The organism is Solibacillus sp., from assembly GCF_040273735.1.
Lineage (GTDB): Bacteria > Bacillota > Bacilli > Bacillales_A > Planococcaceae > Solibacillus.
Genome location: NZ_JBELZM010000017.1, coordinates 1 through 19,073, shown reverse-complemented (window position 1 = coordinate 19,073; position 19,073 = coordinate 1). Strand labels below are relative to the sequence as shown.

Below are 19,073 nucleotides of genomic sequence, written 5' to 3'. Positions count from 1 at the left end.
TAAATTCTATATTAGACTATCACAGTATTTATGCTTTATCTTTAAATAATCCCCAAAAACGCCTTTAACTCAGGCATTTGCTTTTGTGCCTGTTCATAGCCAACTTCATAATTGGCTTTCATTTGATCGACTTTGCTTTCAAAACTTTTTATCGGACGGTCAGGTTTAAAAATGAACGCTTCCTGAACTATCTCTTTTTGAGCAATATATTGCATTGTTTCATTATACATATCCGCACGATATCTCATTGCAGCCGCGAGTCTAGGATAGCGTTTTTGAAAAAGCTTCGTTGCCCACTGATTCGTTTTTGATGCACTTTTTATATAGCCCGGTTCCCTCGTCAAAATCAGCAAATGCTTGTTATATCCTTTCTCGATAGCACGTTTAATTGGAATCGAATCGGATAGCCCTCCATCATAATAAGGAACATTATCTATTTTAATCTCAGGGAACAGGATAGGAATTGCACATGTTGCCTGCAAAATATCACATGTTTTTGTCATAGTATGCGCACTCTTATACTCCACTTTTCCGGTATATGCATTCGTTAAACCGAACTCCACTTCACCCGGATAGTTGTAATACGCATCCCAATCAAATAAATCAAGCTGATTTGGTACAATATTATAGGCAAAGTCCAATCCGAACAGGCTTTTTTCCTTTAAAAAATTCCGCATTCCCATATAGCGAGGATCATTGCGGTATGTCGTTAAAACACGCATCGTTCGTTCTGGCTGATTAGACATATAGGATACCGCATTGATGGCACCTGCTGAAATCGCCGCAATATACGGCATCTTTATTTGTTCTTCCATTAGAGCATCCAAAACTCCGGCTGTAAAAACTGTTCGAAATGTCCCGCCTTCAAGTATTAGACTACAATCCTTCACTTCTTGCATATCATCACACTCTTTCCCTATTTCCATCGTTTCTCTATTTTACTATATGTATTCTAAATAATATTAAAAATATTTATCGACCAAATTTTCACTACTTCCTAAATTTTCAGAAATATGGTATTATTTATTTCGAATATCGTAATATTAGGAGGCTACTTATGTCAATGTTGAATCGTAGTGAAGTACCGGTTGAAGAAACTTGGAATTTGGAAGATTTATTTGCTACAGAACATGCCTATACAGCGGCAATCGAAGAATTAAGACAACTTGTAGAGGAAACTGCAGAGGGGCTTGCCGGGACAATTACTGATGTACAAGGCGCAATTAATGCAATTGAAGCAACTGAAAAGATCCAGGAGAAAATGGTTGTGATCGGCACATATGCGAGCCTTTCACATAGCGTTGACCAAACGAGCACCGAAAATCAGATGCGTGCCGCAAGCTTTGGTTCATTTGCAGCAAAACTTGCAACTGAGCTATCTTTTGTAAAAAGTGATTTACTTGCATTGGACGAAGCTGTTTTAAAAGAAGCACAAAATGCTAAACCGGAATACGCTAATTTTATTGATAAACTGCTCGTACAAAAACCGCATCAATTACATCCTGAAGCGGAAAAAGCTCTAGCAGCATTCGGTGCAACATTCAACGCGCCATATGAACTGTACAATACTACAAAATTAGTAGATATGCAGTTCCCTAACTTTGAAGTAGGCGGTGAATCATTCCCGCTTAGCTACAACTTGTTTGAAGGCGATTGGGAGCTTGAAACGGACACGAATAAACGTCGCGCTGCATTTGAAGCTTTTTCAAAGAAATTACGTGACTATCAGCATACGACTGCCAAAACATATAATTCACACTTGGCGATTGAAAAAACGGATGCAGACCTTCGCGGCTACGACAATATTTTTGATTCTTTATTAGAGTCACAGCAAGTGGACCGTTCAATGTATAACCGCCAAATCGATTTAATTATGAATGAGCTTGCACCACATATGCGTCGCTATGCAAAACTGCTGCAAAAAACACATCAGTTGGACAAAATGACGTTTGCGGACCTTAAAATTTCGTTAGACCCATCATATGAGCCTACTATTACGGTAGAAGAATCTCGTCAATATATGAAAGACGGGTTATCTATTATGGGCGAGCATTATACGAATATGATCGATCGTTCTTTCGATGAGCGATGGATTGATTTTGCACAAAATGCCGGAAAATCAACTGGCGCATTCTGTTCAAGCCCATATGGTGTACACCCGTATGTATTGATTTCCTGGACGAGCCGGATGAATGAAGTATTCGTTTTAGCCCACGAACTCGGCCATGCAGGTCATTTCTATTTGGCAAATGATGCGCAAAACATTTTCAATGCAAGACCATCACTTTACTTCATTGAAGCGCCATCAACAATGAATGAAATGCTTATGGCAAACCACTTATTAAAAAATTCAACGGATGCCCGTTTTAAACGCTGGGTCATCTCAACAATCATTAGCCGTACGTACTACCATAATTTCGTAACTCATTTACTTGAGGCAGCATACCAGCGCAAAGTATACGAAATTATCGATGCAGGCGGTAGCGTCAATGCACCGAAACTGAATGAATTAAAACGTGAAGTGCTTGAGCAATTCTGGGGAGATACAGTTGAAGTAACTGAAGGTGCTGAATTAACTTGGATGCGTCAGCCGCATTACTATATGGGATTATATCCATATACGTACTCTGCTGGTTTAACAATTTCAACACAAGTATCACAACGCATTTTAAACGGTGACGAAGCAGCTGTTGAACAATGGATCGATGTATTAAAAGCAGGTGGTACGAAAACACCTGTTGAACTTGCGCAAATGGCAGGTGTCGACATTACGACTGAACAGCCATTACGTGACACAATCGCATTTATCGGTGATTTAATTACACAATTGGAGCAACTGACTGCAGAACTTCAAACCGTTTAAGTGACACTGCAATCAGTGGAGATTTTTGATTTCCACTGATTGGTCGTCTCCACTGTTTTAGAGGATGTGCTGAATTTACTTTCAGGCACATCCTTTTTAAATTGCTACCGAAGTGTTTATTAGATCTACTTGCTGGAACAATTCAGATACCCCTGATTCTATGGCAGCGGATCCAACCGCTTTCGCAACTACACCTGCAACACGTTCATCCATCGAGCTTGGAATAATAAAGTCTTCATTCAACTCTTCTTCTGTCACTAGCGATGCAATAGCTTCAACCGCCGCCAGCTTCATCGATTCATTAATATCTGTCGCTCTTACATCAAGTGCACCACGGAAAATTCCCGGGAAGGCAAGCATATTATTCACTTGGTTTGCATGGTCAGAACGACCGGTACCGATAATTTTTACGCCCCACTTTTTTGCATTTTCCGGCGTTATTTCAGGATCCGGATTTGCCAATGCAAAGACAATTGGATCTATAGCCATCGATTTAATATGTTTTTCCGTTAAAATATTTGCTGCTGACACCCCGATAAATACATCTGCCGCTACTAATGCATCATCCAAAGTACCACGTAATTGATCCGGATTCGATAAATTAGCGACCTGTTCTTTTACCGGATTCATCCCTTCAGGACGCCCTTCATAAATAATACCTTTCGTGTCACACATTACGACATTTGTGTAACCCATTTGAATTAAAATACGGAGAATCGCAATACCTGCAGCCCCAGCTCCGTTAATGACAACCTTCATCTTTGCGATATCTTTTTTCACAAGTTTTACCGCATTGATTAAACCTGCACCAACGACAATTGCCGTTCCATGCTGATCATCATGAAATACCGGGATTGAACATTCGGCACGCAGTCGGTCTTCAATTTCAAAACAGCGCGGCGCTGAAATATCTTCCAGATTGATTGCCCCATAGGTAGGTGAAATTGCTTTTACGATATTGACAATTTCGTCTACGTCTTTGGTGTTTAAACATACCGGCACTGCGTCGACATTTGCAAAGCGCTTTAATAATAACGCTTTCCCTTCCATTACCGGTAAGGCGGCTTCCGGACCAATATCCCCTAACCCTAAAACCGCAGTACCGTCTGTAATGACCGCTACTAAATTCCCTTTCATCGTATAATCATATACTGTTGAAGGATTCTGTTCAATTGCAAGACAAGGGGCAGCAACACCCGGAGAATAAGCTAAACTCAAATCATATTTATCCTGTACCGGAACTTTTGCACGAATTTCCATTTTCCCGCCAAAGTGTTCGTGCATTTCAAGCGACTTTTTCATTAAATCCATCATTACCATCTCCTTCTAATTTTAGAAATCCTTTGTAATTAAGAATGTTAACCTTTAACTTTTACTTTGTCAACGATAGCTTTAAAAAATCACTTGAATCACTTAGAATAAGCTATAAACGCTGATATGACAATGTTTATCGCTTTTACCAACCGCTTGTTTCTTATGTGATTTTTAACACAATCTATTATTTTTAGATAATAAATGTAAGGGCTATCATTTTCAAAACCCCGCTTTATCAAGCTGAAGTATGTGATGGATTGCACGAAGTATTTTCAATTTCGTAATATGAAATAATTCACAAACTTCCAAAAAAAATTTTGAATCAGCACTTTTTGTCTCTAATTCGGTTTACTTTTGTTACACTAATACATATCGGAGGGAACACAATGACAGAGAAAACGAATACTGAGGAACTGACAGAAGAAGAATTTTTGGAACTTGTTTTGGAAGAACAGGAAAAGGCGCTTGCAAAAGAGCGAGAAGAACGTTTAAACCCACAGCCGAAAAAAACGAAAAAGCAAAAACCATTTGTTCGAATTGTAATATGGCTGATGGCACTAACATTAGCTTTTAGCACGTTTGCCGTGATTTTCAGTGTGTATTCCATTCCTGCCATCGAATTTTTAAAAGTATCGACACAATTATCAAATCAGGAAAATATACAAACATATAAACAATCTGTTGTCACGATTAATACCGACTCAGGAAAAGGAACAGGGTTTGCGGTATCAGAGAATGGCTACATAATAACAAATGACCATGTAATTGAGGATGCATTGACGATTACCGTTGTTTTTCCGGATGATACGCTTTACAAAGCTGAGATTGTAGAATCATATGAAGATTATGATTTGGCATTGTTGAAAGTCGATGCGGAAAACTTGCCGTTCCTGTCACTTGCTTCAACGAGTGAATTCCGTAAAAATGAGCCCGTCTATTTTATCGGAAATCCGCTTGCATTTAGCGGGATTGCCAATAAAGGAACGATTATCGACTATACAAATGCCGCTGACATACAGCCGCATATCATTATGATGGATGCACCTGTTTATCGCGGAAATAGTGGTAGCCCGGTCATCAATGAAAATGGATACGTAATCGGTGTTGTTTTTGCAACAGGAACTCGTGAAGGGCACGGGAAAGTCGGATTATTTATCCCGATAGAAAATGTGCACGAGCTGTTCCATACTTATTTGAATTAATCGGAAAGTCTAGAACACGTCTTATGGTTTATGTGGTGCAAGCGGCGTAGTATATTAGAACATTTGTGACTGATATTAGAAGAGTTGGATGATATTTTAGAACTTTCATATAGTTTATTAGAAAATAGAACGCTCTTATTTGAACAAACGTGCACTTTATTAGAAGATCCGTGATCTATTAGAACTTTTCAAGTTATATTAGAACAATCCGCAACTTTATTAGAACACCCCAACAGCCCACCCACAAACAACAAAAAACGGCAGCTCAATATGAATTATTGAGCGCCGTTTTAAAATTAGAAAATAAGGCTAATTAAGAAGTAGAATAAACCGGCCATTAATGCGGAAATTGGCAATGTGATAAACCACGTAATTACAATTTTACGCGCCATTCCCCATTTAACACCTTTCACACGTTGTGCTGCACCAACACCCATAATTGCTGAAGAAATTACATGTGTTGTCGAAACCGGTAATGCGATGACTGTTGCACCAAAAATGATTGATGCCGAAGTTAAGTCAGCCGCTACCCCGTTGACTGGACGGATTTTCATAATTTTACCGCCGACTGTTTTAATGATTTTATATCCGCCTACCGATGTCCCAAGACCCATCGCCAATGCACAGGCAAAACGTACCCAATCCTGTACTTCATCTGTTGATTGCCAGTTTGCTGCGATTAATGCCATTGTAATAATACCCATCGCTTTTTGGGCATCGTTCGTACCATGTGTAAACGATTGTAATGCCGCTGTACCGATTTGCGTCAAACGGAACGCTTTCGTTGTTCCGTACAATGGTGAGCGGTGGAAAATAAATTTGAATAATTTCATTACGATAAAACCAAGTGTTAAAGCTAAGATCGGCGAAATAATTAATGCCTGTAAAATTTTAAAGAAACCTTCATAGTTTAAAATATTCATACCTGCCGATGCAACTGCTGCACCAGCAATTGATCCGATTAATGTATGTGAAGAACTTGATGGAATACCGAAATACCAAGTTAATAAGTTCCATGTGATGGCAGAACATAATGCTGCCAAAATTACTACAGATCCTGTTGTATCCCCCTCAAATGCGTTTAAAGAGAACGGATCCACAATTCCAGATGCTACAGCTTTTGCTACGCCTACAAACGTCATTGCACCTACGAAGTTCATCACTGCCGCTAACAGAACAGCTACTCGAGGTTTTAATGCACGCGTCGAAACAGATGTGGCGATCGCATTCGCTGTATCATGGAAACCGTTAATAAAGTCGAATGCCAGCGCAAAGATGACAACGAGTACGGTAATGATTAATAACGTATCCATAATTTACTCCTTTTTCATTATGCATTTCGCATAATAATTGATTCAATTGTATTCGCTACATTTTGGCAGTAGTCCGCAATTTCTTCTAACTGCTCATATAAATCTTTAAAGATAATTAAGCGAATTGGATCTTTCTCAGTCTGGAATAGCTCAGTAATGGATTTACGGAAAATTTCATCACATTCACGTTCATAATCTTTGATCAGAATAGCATGTTGACGCATTCCGATTAAATCTTTTCTATTCAATAACTCCATTGCCTTTACTGCTTCATCTGATGATTTGGCAATATAGTCTACGAAGTCACGCATGTACTGATTTACTTCTGTAAAAGAGTACATTTCAAAGTGGGCAATTGTATTTTCAATGCCATCCAGAATATCATCCAGTTTGATAGCTAATGATAAAATATCTTCACGTTCAATTGGTGTCATAAACGAATCGTTTAATTTAACGATTAATTCATGGATCAGCTTGTCTCCCGCTGTTTCATAGGATTTCATTTTTATTTGAATTTGTTTTAGTTCTGATACTGTAGTAATTGTCGATTCTTTTGCATAGTTGGCACCTTGTTGTACATTTTTTGCAATATTTAATAATCCTTCAAAAAATGGATCTGGCTTTTTAGAGTTAAACATCGAATAAAATCCTCCTAAAATGAAGTTTGTAAATTAAAACCTAGGCTATCATAACACCGATTTTTCAATATCTTCAACATTAATTTATTTAATTTACAAAAGCTTTACAATCGTGAAACATAGCTTTATGAACATACCCTGTTAATTTTAGCCCGTTTTAGATGTAATATTCTGAAACCAGCCAATTTTTGTTGATTTAATGCTTTTCTTCAGCCTTTTCGACAGCAATTCCTACAAAAATTAACTTTTTCTCTCCCATACTCAATAATAAGAAATGTTAATTGTAAAGCTAATGTAAATTTTAAGTTTCGTAATAGTAATTTTATTCAGCTTCAATTTGAATATAAAAAGTCTAGTAAGTTCCACTTACTAGACGCTAAACAAATATAATTTACTTATTTAAGACAGAAGATACGATATGCGCTGCATCCCATTCACCTAAAGACAGTTTTGTAATCGGATATTTTTTATTGAAAAGCTGCGCTGTAATTTCGGCAGTTGTCAAACCCTCTTCGTTCATCATTTCTATTTTATAACTTAGCTCTTTTAAGTAATTAAGTTTCCGTATTAAAGCGTCTCTACCGTTTTCGATATATCCCGCATGATTACAAAATATTTCAAGAAAATCAAACGTTAATACTTTCTCCAGCGATTCGATAATTTGAGGAATACTTTCTTCTCGCAATACGACTTTTGTTTTCGGTGTAACATACAGATCACCTGTAAAAAGTTGACCAGTCGATTCATTTAAATAGGCTGTGTGGTCTTCTGTATGTCCGGGAGTTTCAATCACTTTCCAGTCAGCTGTTCTTGATGAAAAAGCATCCCCGACAGGCTGTGCAAGAAACGGCAGCCTTGCCCCCCAGAACAGTTTGCGATATAAAGGATAGCTTGCCTTCTTAGCACATTCTTCAATGTTGAGCGGATGCATAAATATCGGCAAGTTATATGTTTTCTGCAAAAAATGCGCGCCCCCGGAGTGATCTTCATGATAATGGGTCAACATGATCTGATCGACGTCCATCTGTTCAAAAAAAGGCTTAAACTGCTTAAGAAGTGAGGCAGAACCTGTATCAATCAGTATGCCGTCCACTTCAAAGCAATGAACATTTAAATAGATTGCTTGAAATTGAACAGATCCATTAATCATTTTTACTCCGTTCTTTTCACTCAGCTCAGTTTTTTTCTTAAATAACACATTTCTCACTCCTTTGACCGTTATTTTTCTACAATACCACTTTATCATAAATATTGGAAACCAAGCCCATACCTTCATTTTAATTTTTGTACGGCAAAAAGCCGCTATATAAAATTAGTTTACATAACGGCCTGTTCAGCAGTTCCAATCTACTTTTCAACAGAGTGATGATTTACCCAATCACTATAGCCTGCCATATAGATTTTTATATTTTCATAGCCTGCTTCCTTTAATACTGTATATACCGGTGTAGCAGTAACACCTGATCCGCAATAGACAATTACTTCCTCGTCCTTTGGAATTTGCTCGAGAAGAGAAGACGTAATAACCAGTTCTGAGCCATTACGCAACTGTTCCCAATCATAGTTTTTAGCTGTCGGAATATGTCCTGCAACTTTATCAAACGGCTCCGTTTCACCACGGTACCGTTCCGGTGCGCGGGCATCAATTAATGTCCCATTTCGCTTACCATCAATAATATGCATAATATCCTGACGTTTTATTAAAATATCATCATTCCACTGTAAATCAAGCTTGCTTTCCTTATATACAGGTACTTCTGTCGTTACAGGGAATCCGGCTTCCTTAAGTGCCTCAAAACCGCCATTTACAACATAGGCATGCTTGAATCCTGCATAATGCAATATCCACCATGCACGAGTTGCGAAAGCTGCAGCACCTTGATCATAAATATAGATGGCATCATTGTAATTTAAACCATGCTTTTCAAACAAGTCCTGAAGCTTCTTCTTTTCCGGAAGCGGATGTCTGCCCTCTTCTTTTGTTAAATCCGACAGATCGGTATTTAAATCCCAGTATACCGCCCCTTCAATATGGCCCTCTTCATACAATTTTCTGCCTGAATCTAAATTGATCATATCAAATCTAGTATCGATCAAACGACCTGTTCTTTCCATTCGATTTGCAGCTACAAAAATATTCGTCATTAAAAAGATCCTCCTTACGCTTGTAGTTGTGCGTAAATATCTTTCCAAACAGCTAAGCGACTTTCTTCTTGAAGTAATAAACGTTCTGTTTCAATCTGCTCGACTGCCTGTTCAAGCATATGCTGGCGCAATCCTTCTGCCTCAATGGCGATATAGCTGTCCGCCCACTCCAGAATCTTGGCTTTTTCCGCATCCAGATAGTTTTGTGCATTTGGTTTTGTTAATTGCTCCAATGCATCACGCAATTGCTCTTTTTCATTCTTTTCAAAGAATGCTTTCACATTTTTAAAGTGGGATTTTACCCCTTCATATGGTGTTGAATCTGCAAATGGACCTGTAAAATCTAAAATCTCCGGCTCTTTGGATTCATAGCTTAAAAATGCAAAGCTTGGGTTCAGTTCTTTTAATTCACGAGCCTCATCTTTAAACAGTTCCCTCATCTTCTTCTCAACAAATTGAGCTAAACGGAAATTCGTTACACGCAATTCCTGAGCGAAGTCAAAGCTTAATGCCTGCAGCACTTCTTTTAAAGCTGTTTGCAATGCTTGCTGTGCAGGCATTTGCGCAAATGTGGACGGATTATAGCTTTCACGGTAGAAGTCCGGATAACGGTAGTACACACGTTGCAGTACATAGTACAACAGTTCATCCAGTTCCTGCTTTGTTTCACTTTCAAGAATGGCTGTCTGAGTGGACTGGAACTTGGACCGCACTAACTGTTCCAAATGAGCCAATTCTTCAAGACGCTCATCTTTACGTTTCAGGTTTTCTTCAGTTTGTGTAATTAAATCATTCAGTCGTGCTTCTGTTTTATCAACTTCTTCTTGAAGTGCCTGTACCGCAATTCCCATCAGTTCATCATTCAGGAAGTGATGGAACGCATCTTCAAATGGTGCCATACCTGACTGATGTTCAAGCTGATCCTGCTTTTCTTTTAAGGCCAGTAAGCTCGATACTCCGTACAGTCTTGGGAAACGGATACCGAAGCGTTGAAGCTCTGAACGAACATAGCCTTTTACTTCTTCCTCTTCTTCCATTGTAGAAGCCAAGTCAATTGCATTTACGATAAAGAACATTTTATCCAGTTCAAACGCATCTTTAACACGTCCTAGCTGGATTAAAAACTCACGGTCCGCTTTTGCGAATGCATGGTTGTAGTACGTTATGAAAAGAATGGCATCGGCATTACGAATGTAATCGAATGCTACCCCAGTATGACGCGCGTTGATCGAATCGGCACCCGGCGTATCTACTAATGTTACACCCATACGCGTTAGTGGTGAATCAAAGTAGAAATCGATATTGTCCACGAAACAAGAACGGTTTTCCTGCGCCACGTATTTTTCAAAATCATGACGGTTAACACGTAATGTCGTTCCCAGTTTTGTGATGAATGTTTCATAACCTTCCGAATACGCACGGATAAATGATTTATGAACATTCAGGCGCTCATCTGTTAATGGAACAGCCAGCCCTTCTTCTGCACGATCATACGCTTCTTTTAGTGATGATACTTGAAGGCCAATCGCTGCATACGAACCTTGAATATCTTCAAGTAGCTGCCCTTCATTTTTCAGATGAACATCGGCTGTTTCATGCGGATGTTCCGGAGTGACAGGACGAATTTTATTAATCGCTGCTGTCGTCGGATTTGGTGATACTGGTAATACGCGCTCACCCATCAATGCATTTGAAAAACTTGATTTACCTGCACTGAATGCACCGAATAAGGCAATCGTAAAGTCGCGTTTTTGCAGACGTTCCACTTTTTTCGTCAAGAAGGTGGACACTTCTTTGAAGCCTTGAACATCTTTAATAATATGCGCCGTTTTCAATGCTTTTTCTGTTACTTTATCAATATTCAATCCTGAACCCACTTTTTCCGGCGTTTGTTCAGCAGCAATTTCAGTTTCCTGGTCTTTTAACTGCAGCATCGACTCATCAAAAGGACGAATATCTTTTAATGCCTGCTCATGTTCACGCTTCCAATTTTCCAAATAAATTTTGGATTCCGCGCGAATTTCATTGGAAACTTGTTTCATTAATGTGTTGCTGAATGCCTGGAATTTCTCAATTTGCAGAATATGCTGAAGCGCATGCACTTTTTCGGACATTGCATTAATTTTAAGCTTTACAGGTGCTGCCGCTTCACGCGCAACCTGTTCCAATGTATCTTTTTGCTCTAGCTTCCATGCATCCGTAGTTTGAATAAAGTAACGTTTGGTCGCTTCTGATACACGATTCGCAAAGTTTAATACAGCATCTCCCGTTATTACCGTGCTTTTTTGCACTTGATCTTCAATAATTGAAAACGGGAAATTAAATTCCTTCTTGTCAATGCTTGCGGCACGTTCGTCATTCAATGCACCGACATCTTTTAATGCTTGCTTCATCAATGCTTTTATATGACCGGTAATCTGAGATTGTACAACATGGTTAAAGCTTGCATATGCTTCTTCCTGACGTCGCGCTTTCTCTTCTGCTGTTTTCTTTTTTGCAGTAAACAGTCCGCCAACTTTAAAGTCCTCTTGCTGACTTTCCAAATAGGCACGCAGTTTATCACGAACATCCGCCGGCATAATCGCAGCATTGGCAAGCAAGTCTTTACGTTTTTCATCGAACTGCTTATCAAATACATCAAACGAGAATAATTCTGTTTGGCGCGTCAGTTTTTCATATTGTTCTAAAATATCATCTCGATGCTGCCAGTCATCTTCAGAAACGAGTTCAGCGTACGTAGTGAAGCGATCTTGCTTCTCTTCTTCCAAATACGCTTCATGCTCATGCTGAAGCTTCGTCAATGTATTTTCTGCAGTTGAAATTAATTGTTCCTGCCAGTCGTTCATCGAATCCATAACGATTTTCTTAACTTGTTCAAAATCGTTGTTCGGAAGCTCTTTTTCACGTAATGATGTAAAGAAAATATTTTTCGGGTAAACACCCCAAGCCGCAAATGAGTTATGAACTGATTGCTTAAAATCTTCAAATGAGAGTTCAGCTTCACGGTGCTTGTCAATTTGATTGACGATTAAATACACATTGGGATTGTATTTCATCAATTGTTTTGTAAATTGGAAATTCAATTCTGATTGCACATGGTTGTAGTCCATTGTGTAGAACACCATATCGGCAATATGCAACGCAGATTCCGTACTCATCGCATGCGCATCGTCCGTTGAGTCAACACCCGGAGTATCCATCACAGTTACCCCTTCAGGCAAGCTTGATGTACTATGTCCAATCTCAATTTGTGATACCAATTCGCCGTTCTTGCTCAATTCTTTTACTTGTTTAATATCATAGCCCGCTTCAAATTTTACCGGCTTTTCGTTGTGCAAATATAGAATCGCAAAATCTTCATCTGATTTATGCACTTTAACAATGTTCGCACTTGTCGGAATTGGACTTGTCGCTAATATGTTTTCTCCGGACAGTGCATTGATCATACTCGATTTACCTGCAGAAAAGTGACCGGCAAACCCGATAACAAATTCCTTTTGTAAAAGCTTGCGGGCAAATAAATGAAGCTTTTCAATGCGTTCTGTATCTTCATTTTCTTTATAAATTATGTATTGTAATGCCGATTGCTGTAACAATCCCTGAATTTTCTCGTCAAACATCGTCATATTACTACCCCTTTATATCAATTTATATCTTTTCGCCTTAAATTCGCCATATTTCTATAGTACCATGACCAGTCAAGAAAATCGGCTAGTATTTCATTAAAATTATTGTTTTCCGCATTTTCCCATAAAAGATTCACTTTTATCTTATATAATTGCTATTTCGGAATAACCAGGTTATTATGCGCATTTGAAAGCATTTTTATGATTGTTGTCTAAAGATATAAAAAATCTAATCATTATCCAACATAATATCAGTATAATGAGAAAATAAAAAGATTGGAGCAGCAAATGGACGTTTTATCTGAAAGATTGAGTAGAAAAAACATGAAATTTACCGAGAATCTTCACTGGGGCGGTCAAGACCTTTACAAACGAATCTCTGCAAAAGACTATTATGTTATATTTGCAGACTTAAAAGCATTTAAGGAAAAAACACATATGCAGGGAATTGCTACATATGAAGATTTCCTTAATAGCAATTGTGAAATCGTCCTTTTAATTGTTGATAGTTCCTATGTAACGATTTATGTAAAAAATCATCATTTAACTGAACTTATTTATAGGAAAGCGGTTCAGAATGGGTACGAAAATATAGCTTATATTACGGATGATAATGACCCTCGTACAGCGTTGATTTCAGTTTGAATAAATGAGTGAAGCAATAATTATTGCTTCACCTGCTCCCCCTTTCCTCAATAATCTATTGAGAGTTTTCGGATGAAACTCGTCAGAGGAATAATTTTAGTAGAGTTTCTTAAGTGGCTCATATAGATATCGACTGGATAAATAGTCCCGATCGGACCTATATCCACAACCCTTAATAAATCCGCTTCAACTTCCTCTGAAATCAAACTTTCAGGCAATAGCCCGATACCTAAACCTTCCTTAATCAGTTTTATAGCAAAAATAACATTCTTTATTTTGTTGAATTTCTTAATATCGTACTCATTATTTAACCATTCAATTACCGGGGTATGTTCATCTAAATAACCTATATAAAACGGATGCTCATTAAAAAGAGCTTTAAGCTTTAAATCCAACTGCTTTTCCACGAGCTGTAGTTTAGAAGAATACACCAGTTTTAACGGAGAACGGTCGATACGCTCCGAATGAAATTCTTTAGAAGTGAATTTGTGTAAACCTAGTGCTACATCTATTCGCTGTTCTTTTATTGCGCTCTCTAACTGCATCTGATCTTCCATTACAATTTCTAAATTGTATTGTTCATGTATTTCAATAAAATCATGTATTCGCTCTAATAGATTCGTATAAAGCAAGGCGGGTGAAACTGAAATTATTAATGGAACAGCTGGATGTAGAGATTCCAGGTGAATTTCTTTTATACTCGCTTCAATTTGAGCCACAAGTTTTCTGGCCATTGGATAATATTTTTCGCCAATTGCAGATGTCTTTACCTTTGTATGTTCACGGTGAAACAATCGAACCTTTAAATGTTCCTCTAATAGCTTCATATGTACAGTGATACTGGGCTGGGAAATATACAGCCTTTCTGCAGCTGCTCGAAAGCTTCCTTCTTCAACAACCGCAATAAATGATTTCAGCCATTTAATATCCATAGTGACCATCCTCTTATTAGTAATATTAATCAAACATATTAAAATTTATTAATTCTGTTAATTGTAAGTCTATTATACACTGTAAGCACTACATGAAATGAGGTGTTTCAAATGGAAAAACTAGTCACCGCTTTCAGACGTTTCGCCAGCGATGAAGCAAAAAACAATAGCCCGCTTTACGAATATTGGTGTGAAAGGATTATTACAAATGAGCAACTTTTAAATCTCATTATGCATATTCCGGAGACACAGCCAAAGCCTAATTTATTTTTTGGGTCTGTGCAGTATTTATCAGCCCAAAAGGATACCCAATTAAAACGGATATTCGAAAATCCTAATGAGGTAAATCTGGAAGAAAGCTTTCAATTACTCCTCGGTTTCTGTACACAACATTCGGATGAACTGTTGCATTTGTTTCAGACAAAATATGTTCAAACAAATGAAGTCCAGCGTGCCAGCTATCTTTACCCGATATTCTCGGAAATCGCCGAAGAAGCGAAACTACCATTATCATTATTGGAAATCGGTACAAGTGCAGGACTTTTGCTTAATTTAGATGGGTATCGATATGAAATTGAACAAGAACCGCCGATTTCATTTGGCAATGAAAATAGCCCTCTCACTATTATTGCAAAAAACTACGGCACTCCCATAACTTCTGTGAAAAGCTTGAACATTTCACACCGCATTGGAATTGATTTAAATATTATTGATTTACAAGATTCTGATGAATTTTTGTGGCTGAAAAGTCTAATTTGGCCTGAACAAATTATTCGGAGAGAAAATTTAGAGAAAGCTAGGTCGATTCACCGGCAATATTCAAAGTTTTTACTAACGGGAGATTTCAGAAAACTTCTTCCTCCTCTATTTGACAATCATGTACTTAAAAGTAGTCAGATTATTATTTTCCACACACATGTCGCAAATCAGTTTTCCGTTACATTAAAATCAGAATTATTGTCACTGCTTCAGCAACTAAGCCATATTCAAAGCATTTATCATATCTACAACAATATGGAGGATAAGGATTTACATGTGGATTTCATTAATGCTGGTATAACTAAAAATGTCAAAATACTAGAAAATACTGACGGGCATGGGAAGTTTTTTAGATGGAATCAGCCTCTCAAATAGTAATAATTACTATTTGTGTTGACAAGCAAGGCTCGACTATATAATATTATAAATCGTAACGTTTACTATTTAGGAGGTAAGGTATGAAAAGGAAATTAAATTGGTTAAGTATGTTAGCATTTAGCTTTATTCTCGTTGGTTGTGCTGAAAATGTTAAAGAAGAGGCCATTGCAACTGCTGATGATGTGACAGAAGAAAAGGCTCGTGAGCATGATCATCAACATGAACTTAATGAGAAACAGGAAAAAGTTTATAACGGTTATTTTGAAGACGAAGAAATACAGGATCGACCATTAAGCGATTGGAGCGGCGACTGGCAATCTGTCTACCGTCATTTGCAAGATGGTACATTGGATGAAGTATTTGAACATAAGGCTTCCAATGATGACAGCCAAACATTTGAGGATTTTAAAACTTATTATGAAACTGGCTATAAGACAACTACGGACCGTATTGTCATTGAAGATCGTTTTATTACATTTTATGATCATGGTCATGCGCATAAAGGAGAATATGCATATGATAGCTATGAAATCTTAACTTATGAAAAAGGAAATCGAGGGGTTCGGTTTATTTTCAAACATGTCGGCGATGAAACAGGCGTCCCTGCTTATGTTCAGTTTAGCGACCATATTATTGCACCTCAAAAATCAGGGCATTACCACATCTACTGGGGGGATGATCGTGAAGCTTTATTAAAAGAAATAACGAATTGGCCAACCTATTACCCTTCACATATGAATGGCCATGAGATTGCACATGAGATGATAGCACATTAAAAAAGTGTACACAAAAACAACCATTTGCTCATTGAGGAAATGGTTGTTCTCCAAAAATTTTAATTTTATTTTTCTAAATAAAGATGAATAGTGCCATCTAGTTCTAATACACTTTCCGGCTCCGGTAACTGAGCTTTTACTGTCTCGCCTTCCCCGTGTACTTTAATTTGATAAGGATATTCTAACTCCATAATTTCATTAACAGATACACCTACTAAATCAGGTACGCGCTCCGTTAATTCGTCACCCCAGCGATATTGCTTTTCCAGTTGGCCTTCACGATCTTTTTCTATTCCCAAAATTGGTGCAATATCTTCAATAATCTGTCCAACAATCGGCGCTACGATTGTACTGCCGAATACTAATTCCCCTTTTGGGCTGTCAACAGCTACATATACGACAACTTCAGGATCATTTGCCGGTGCAAAACCGATAAATGATACAATATAGTCCCCATCTTTATAGCGTCCATTTTCTACTTTTTGAGCAGTACCCGTTTTCCCGCCAATTCGAAGTCCATCCCGATAAGCAGCCCGCCCTGAGCCATTTGCTACAACAGACTCCAGCGCGTCTCTTACTATCTTTGAAGTTTCCTCACTGACCACATCACGTTTTATTTTCGGCTTATTTTCTATAACCACTTCTCCACTTTCCGGGTTGTATACTTTTGAAACAACATACGGCGTAAAGAGTTTACCGCCATTTACAGCTGCAGAAACTGCTTGAACTTGTTGAATAGGCGTCACAGATATACCTTGCCCAAAAGAAGTGGTGGCATGTTCGACTGGTCCAAATGCCTCTTCGGAAAATAAAATACCTGACGCTTCTCCGGCAATATTAGAACCGGTTGTTTGACCGAACCCAAAGTTTTTAATATACTTCATTAATTTGTCGGGACCTACTCGCTGCCCTAGTTCGATAAATCCTGGGTTACAGGAATTTTCCACTACTTGTAAAAACGTTTCCTCTCCATGACCATCACGTTTCCAACAGCGAAGTCTTACACCTTCCACCATCGTATAACCTTTATCAAAAAAAGTATCTTTTTCCAGATCCACTACATTTTCTTCAACAGCTGCACTCAATGTAATAATTTTAAAGGTTGACCCCGGCTCATATGTCATCCAGACAGGCAAGTTCCGATTATAAATGGATGATTCTACTTCTTCAAACTTAGAAGGATCGTATGTAGGATATGAAGAAAGAGCTAAAATCTCGCCTGTTTTGGGATTCATCGCAATTGCCAGTGCTTGTTCAGCGTTATATTTTGTCATTGCTTGAGACAGTTCTCGTTCAATTACTTTCTGGACTTCCACATCAATTGTTAAGCCTACCGTTGCTCCTTCCTTCCCTTCCCGCCATTCATCATTCACATGGGGTAATGCCTTCCCCTTTGCATCAGTAAACAACTTGATTGCTGCATCTTTAGAAGTCAAAAGTTTATCATATTGATATTCGATTCCTGCAAGGCCCTGCGAATCATATCCCGTAAATCCGACTAGTCGTGATAACAGATTCCCGTACGGATAACTCCTGTCATAATCTACGCCACTATATAGTCCGTCAATTTTCAGTTCTTGAATTTTAACGGCTTGTTCGTATGAAATATTTTTTGCTTCTGGTGCAAGTTTGACTAGATAACTTTTTGAATTCATTTTTTCGTATAATTTTTTGGCGTCCAGCTTAAGTACCTCTGCAATTTGGTTTGCAGCTTCTTCAACATTTTCATTCTGCGTAGGCATGAAATAAAGCGTTGGCGCTAATTCATTCGTAACAATAAGTTTACCGTTTCGATCCGTAATTTTTCCGCGCTCTGAAGTAAACGGAATTTCCCGATCCCAATTCGTTTTTGCAAGTTCCGTTAGTTTATCATGCTGAATAATTTGCACATAAAACAATCTTATAAAAACAATAACTCCGAAAAGAATAAAAGCAGAAAAGATTAACCTCAATCTTTTTTTGGAAATAGTTGAAATCCACTTCAAAAAATTCACCTCAATATTCACGTTATGAATAAAAGTGAATTTCTATTCAAGCTCCTGTCAGTCAAATATTTACCTTCCCTTTCCATTTATATGAATGTCCCTTACAATAGATATTAATAATATAAAATTTACATATAATAGTTTATAACTATAAAAGTGAGGCGTTTCTATGGAATTACGACAATTAGAATACTTTTTAATGCTATGTGAGGAGATGCAATTTACTAGAGCGGCTGAACGGCTTAATATTGCACAGCCAACTTTAAGCCAGCAAATAAAAGTGCTCGAAGAAGAAGTCAATACCCCTTTGTTTAACCGGATCGGTAAGAAAATCACCCTTACGGAAGCTGGTCAGATCCTTTATCGCCAAGCACAAACGATATTTCAAACATTGCATACTACAAAAATGCAATTGCAACAATTGGCTTCACTTGAAAAAGGGGTTCTTCGTGTCGGTGCGTTGCCTGGAGAACTGACTAATATTGTGTCAGATTTAG

15 protein-coding genes are annotated in these 19,073 nt (G+C 38.0%); 6 read left to right on the top strand and 9 right to left on the bottom strand.

Annotated features, from left to right (window positions below; all coding sequences use genetic code 11):
* Positions 1–41 precede the first annotated feature (41 nt).
* Positions 42–899 carry a patatin-like phospholipase family protein gene (locus ABS917_RS15335; RefSeq protein ID WP_350479817.1) on the bottom strand — a complete coding sequence of 286 codons (858 nt, stop codon included), beginning with the start codon at positions 897–899 and terminating at the stop codon, positions 42–44.
* A gap of 158 nt (positions 900–1,057) precedes the next feature.
* Here ABS917_RS15335 and pepF point away from each other — a divergent pair, with 158 nt between their 5' ends.
* Entirely contained in the window at positions 1,058–2,863 is a 1,806-nt protein-coding gene (gene pepF / locus ABS917_RS15330) for an oligoendopeptidase F (RefSeq protein ID WP_350479816.1), read from the top strand.
* Between the two features lie 96 nt (positions 2,864–2,959).
* On the opposite strand, the gene ABS917_RS15325 is transcribed toward pepF, so the two are convergent.
* Entirely contained in the window at positions 2,960–4,174 is a 1,215-nt protein-coding gene (locus tag ABS917_RS15325; RefSeq protein WP_350479815.1) for an NAD(P)-dependent malic enzyme, read from the bottom strand.
* 389 nt (positions 4,175–4,563) lie between these two features.
* On the opposite strand from ABS917_RS15325, the gene ABS917_RS15320 reads away from it, so the two are divergent.
* Positions 4,564–5,379 (top strand): S1C family serine protease, encoded by an 816-nt coding sequence (locus ABS917_RS15320; protein ID WP_350479814.1) that lies wholly within the window; start codon positions 4,564–4,566, stop codon positions 5,377–5,379.
* Between the two features lie 296 nt (positions 5,380–5,675).
* On the opposite strand, the gene ABS917_RS15315 is transcribed toward ABS917_RS15320, so the two are convergent.
* The 5 genes from ABS917_RS15315 to ABS917_RS15295 all read right to left on the bottom strand — a co-directional run bounded on the left by ABS917_RS15315 (position 5,676) and on the right by ABS917_RS15295 (position 13,101).
* Entirely contained in the window at positions 5,676–6,692 is a 1,017-nt protein-coding gene (locus ABS917_RS15315; RefSeq protein WP_340800812.1) for an inorganic phosphate transporter, read from the bottom strand.
* A 17-nt stretch (positions 6,693–6,709) separates the two neighbouring features.
* Complete coding sequence (locus ABS917_RS15310) at positions 6,710–7,330, bottom strand: DUF47 domain-containing protein (protein WP_350479813.1); 621 nt, start codon at positions 7,328–7,330, stop codon at positions 6,710–6,712.
* Between the two features lie 391 nt (positions 7,331–7,721).
* Positions 7,722–8,528 carry an MBL fold metallo-hydrolase gene (locus tag ABS917_RS15305; RefSeq protein WP_350479812.1) on the bottom strand — a complete coding sequence of 269 codons (807 nt, stop codon included), beginning with the start codon at positions 8,526–8,528 and terminating at the stop codon, positions 7,722–7,724.
* Positions 8,529–8,677: 149 nt separating this feature from the next.
* Positions 8,678–9,475 carry a sulfurtransferase gene (locus ABS917_RS15300; protein ID WP_350479811.1) on the bottom strand — a complete coding sequence of 266 codons (798 nt, stop codon included), beginning with the start codon at positions 9,473–9,475 and terminating at the stop codon, positions 8,678–8,680.
* 14 nt (positions 9,476–9,489) lie between these two features.
* Positions 9,490–13,101 (bottom strand): dynamin family protein, encoded by a 3,612-nt coding sequence (locus ABS917_RS15295; protein ID WP_350479810.1) that lies wholly within the window; start codon positions 13,099–13,101, stop codon positions 9,490–9,492.
* A gap of 324 nt (positions 13,102–13,425) precedes the next feature.
* On the opposite strand from ABS917_RS15295, the gene ABS917_RS15290 reads away from it, so the two are divergent.
* Positions 13,426–13,746, top strand: a complete 321-nt coding sequence (locus ABS917_RS15290; RefSeq protein ID WP_350479809.1) for a DUF2691 family protein — start codon at positions 13,426–13,428, stop codon at positions 13,744–13,746.
* A 47-nt stretch (positions 13,747–13,793) separates the two neighbouring features.
* Here ABS917_RS15290 and ABS917_RS15285 read toward each other — a convergent pair whose 3' ends face one another.
* Complete coding sequence (locus tag ABS917_RS15285) at positions 13,794–14,678, bottom strand: LysR family transcriptional regulator (protein ID WP_350479808.1); 885 nt, start codon at positions 14,676–14,678, stop codon at positions 13,794–13,796.
* 111 nt (positions 14,679–14,789) lie between these two features.
* Between ABS917_RS15285 and ABS917_RS15280 the strand changes: the two genes are divergently transcribed.
* Positions 14,790–15,812 carry a DUF2332 domain-containing protein gene (locus tag ABS917_RS15280; protein WP_350479807.1) on the top strand — a complete coding sequence of 341 codons (1,023 nt, stop codon included), beginning with the start codon at positions 14,790–14,792 and terminating at the stop codon, positions 15,810–15,812.
* A gap of 83 nt (positions 15,813–15,895) precedes the next feature.
* Positions 15,896–16,591, top strand: a complete 696-nt coding sequence (locus ABS917_RS15275; protein ID WP_350479806.1) for a ZinT family metal-binding protein — start codon at positions 15,896–15,898, stop codon at positions 16,589–16,591.
* A 65-nt stretch (positions 16,592–16,656) separates the two neighbouring features.
* Here the strand turns inward: ABS917_RS15275 and ABS917_RS15270 are convergent, their stop codons facing one another.
* Positions 16,657–18,576 (bottom strand): penicillin-binding transpeptidase domain-containing protein, encoded by a 1,920-nt coding sequence (locus ABS917_RS15270; RefSeq protein ID WP_350479805.1) that lies wholly within the window; start codon positions 18,574–18,576, stop codon positions 16,657–16,659.
* A gap of 169 nt (positions 18,577–18,745) precedes the next feature.
* Here ABS917_RS15270 and ABS917_RS15265 point away from each other — a divergent pair.
* The coding region (locus ABS917_RS15265) for a LysR family transcriptional regulator (protein ID WP_350479804.1) at positions 18,746–19,073 on the top strand (328 nt) is incomplete at its 3' end.

Excerpts from the sequence above, each read along its gene's own strand:
- ABS917_RS15320 (WP_350479814.1), top strand. The coding sequence starts at position 4,564 with ATGACAGAGAAAACGAATACTGAGGAACTGACAGAAGAAGAATTTTTG.
- ABS917_RS15300 (WP_350479811.1), bottom strand. The coding sequence starts at position 9,475 with ATGACGAATATTTTTGTAGCTGCAAATCGAATGGAAAGAACAGGTCGT.
- ABS917_RS15310 (WP_350479813.1), bottom strand. The coding sequence starts at position 7,330 with ATGTTTAACTCTAAAAAGCCAGATCCATTTTTTGAAGGATTATTAAAT.
- ABS917_RS15280 (WP_350479807.1), top strand. The coding sequence starts at position 14,790 with ATGGAAAAACTAGTCACCGCTTTCAGACGTTTCGCCAGCGATGAAGCA.
- ABS917_RS15335 (WP_350479817.1), bottom strand. The coding sequence starts at position 899 with ATGCAAGAAGTGAAGGATTGTAGTCTAATACTTGAAGGCGGGACATTT.
- ABS917_RS15275 (WP_350479806.1), top strand. The coding sequence starts at position 15,896 with ATGAAAAGGAAATTAAATTGGTTAAGTATGTTAGCATTTAGCTTTATT.
- ABS917_RS15285 (WP_350479808.1), bottom strand. The coding sequence starts at position 14,678 with ATGGATATTAAATGGCTGAAATCATTTATTGCGGTTGTTGAAGAAGGA.
- ABS917_RS15290 (WP_350479809.1), top strand. The coding sequence starts at position 13,426 with ATGAAATTTACCGAGAATCTTCACTGGGGCGGTCAAGACCTTTACAAA.
- ABS917_RS15315 (WP_340800812.1), bottom strand. The coding sequence starts at position 6,692 with ATGGATACGTTATTAATCATTACCGTACTCGTTGTCATCTTTGCGCTG.
- ABS917_RS15325 (WP_350479815.1), bottom strand. The coding sequence starts at position 4,174 with ATGGATTTAATGAAAAAGTCGCTTGAAATGCACGAACACTTTGGCGGG.
- ABS917_RS15295 (WP_350479810.1), bottom strand. The coding sequence starts at position 13,101 with ATGACGATGTTTGACGAGAAAATTCAGGGATTGTTACAGCAATCGGCA.
- pepF (WP_350479816.1), top strand. The coding sequence starts at position 1,058 with ATGTCAATGTTGAATCGTAGTGAAGTACCGGTTGAAGAAACTTGGAAT.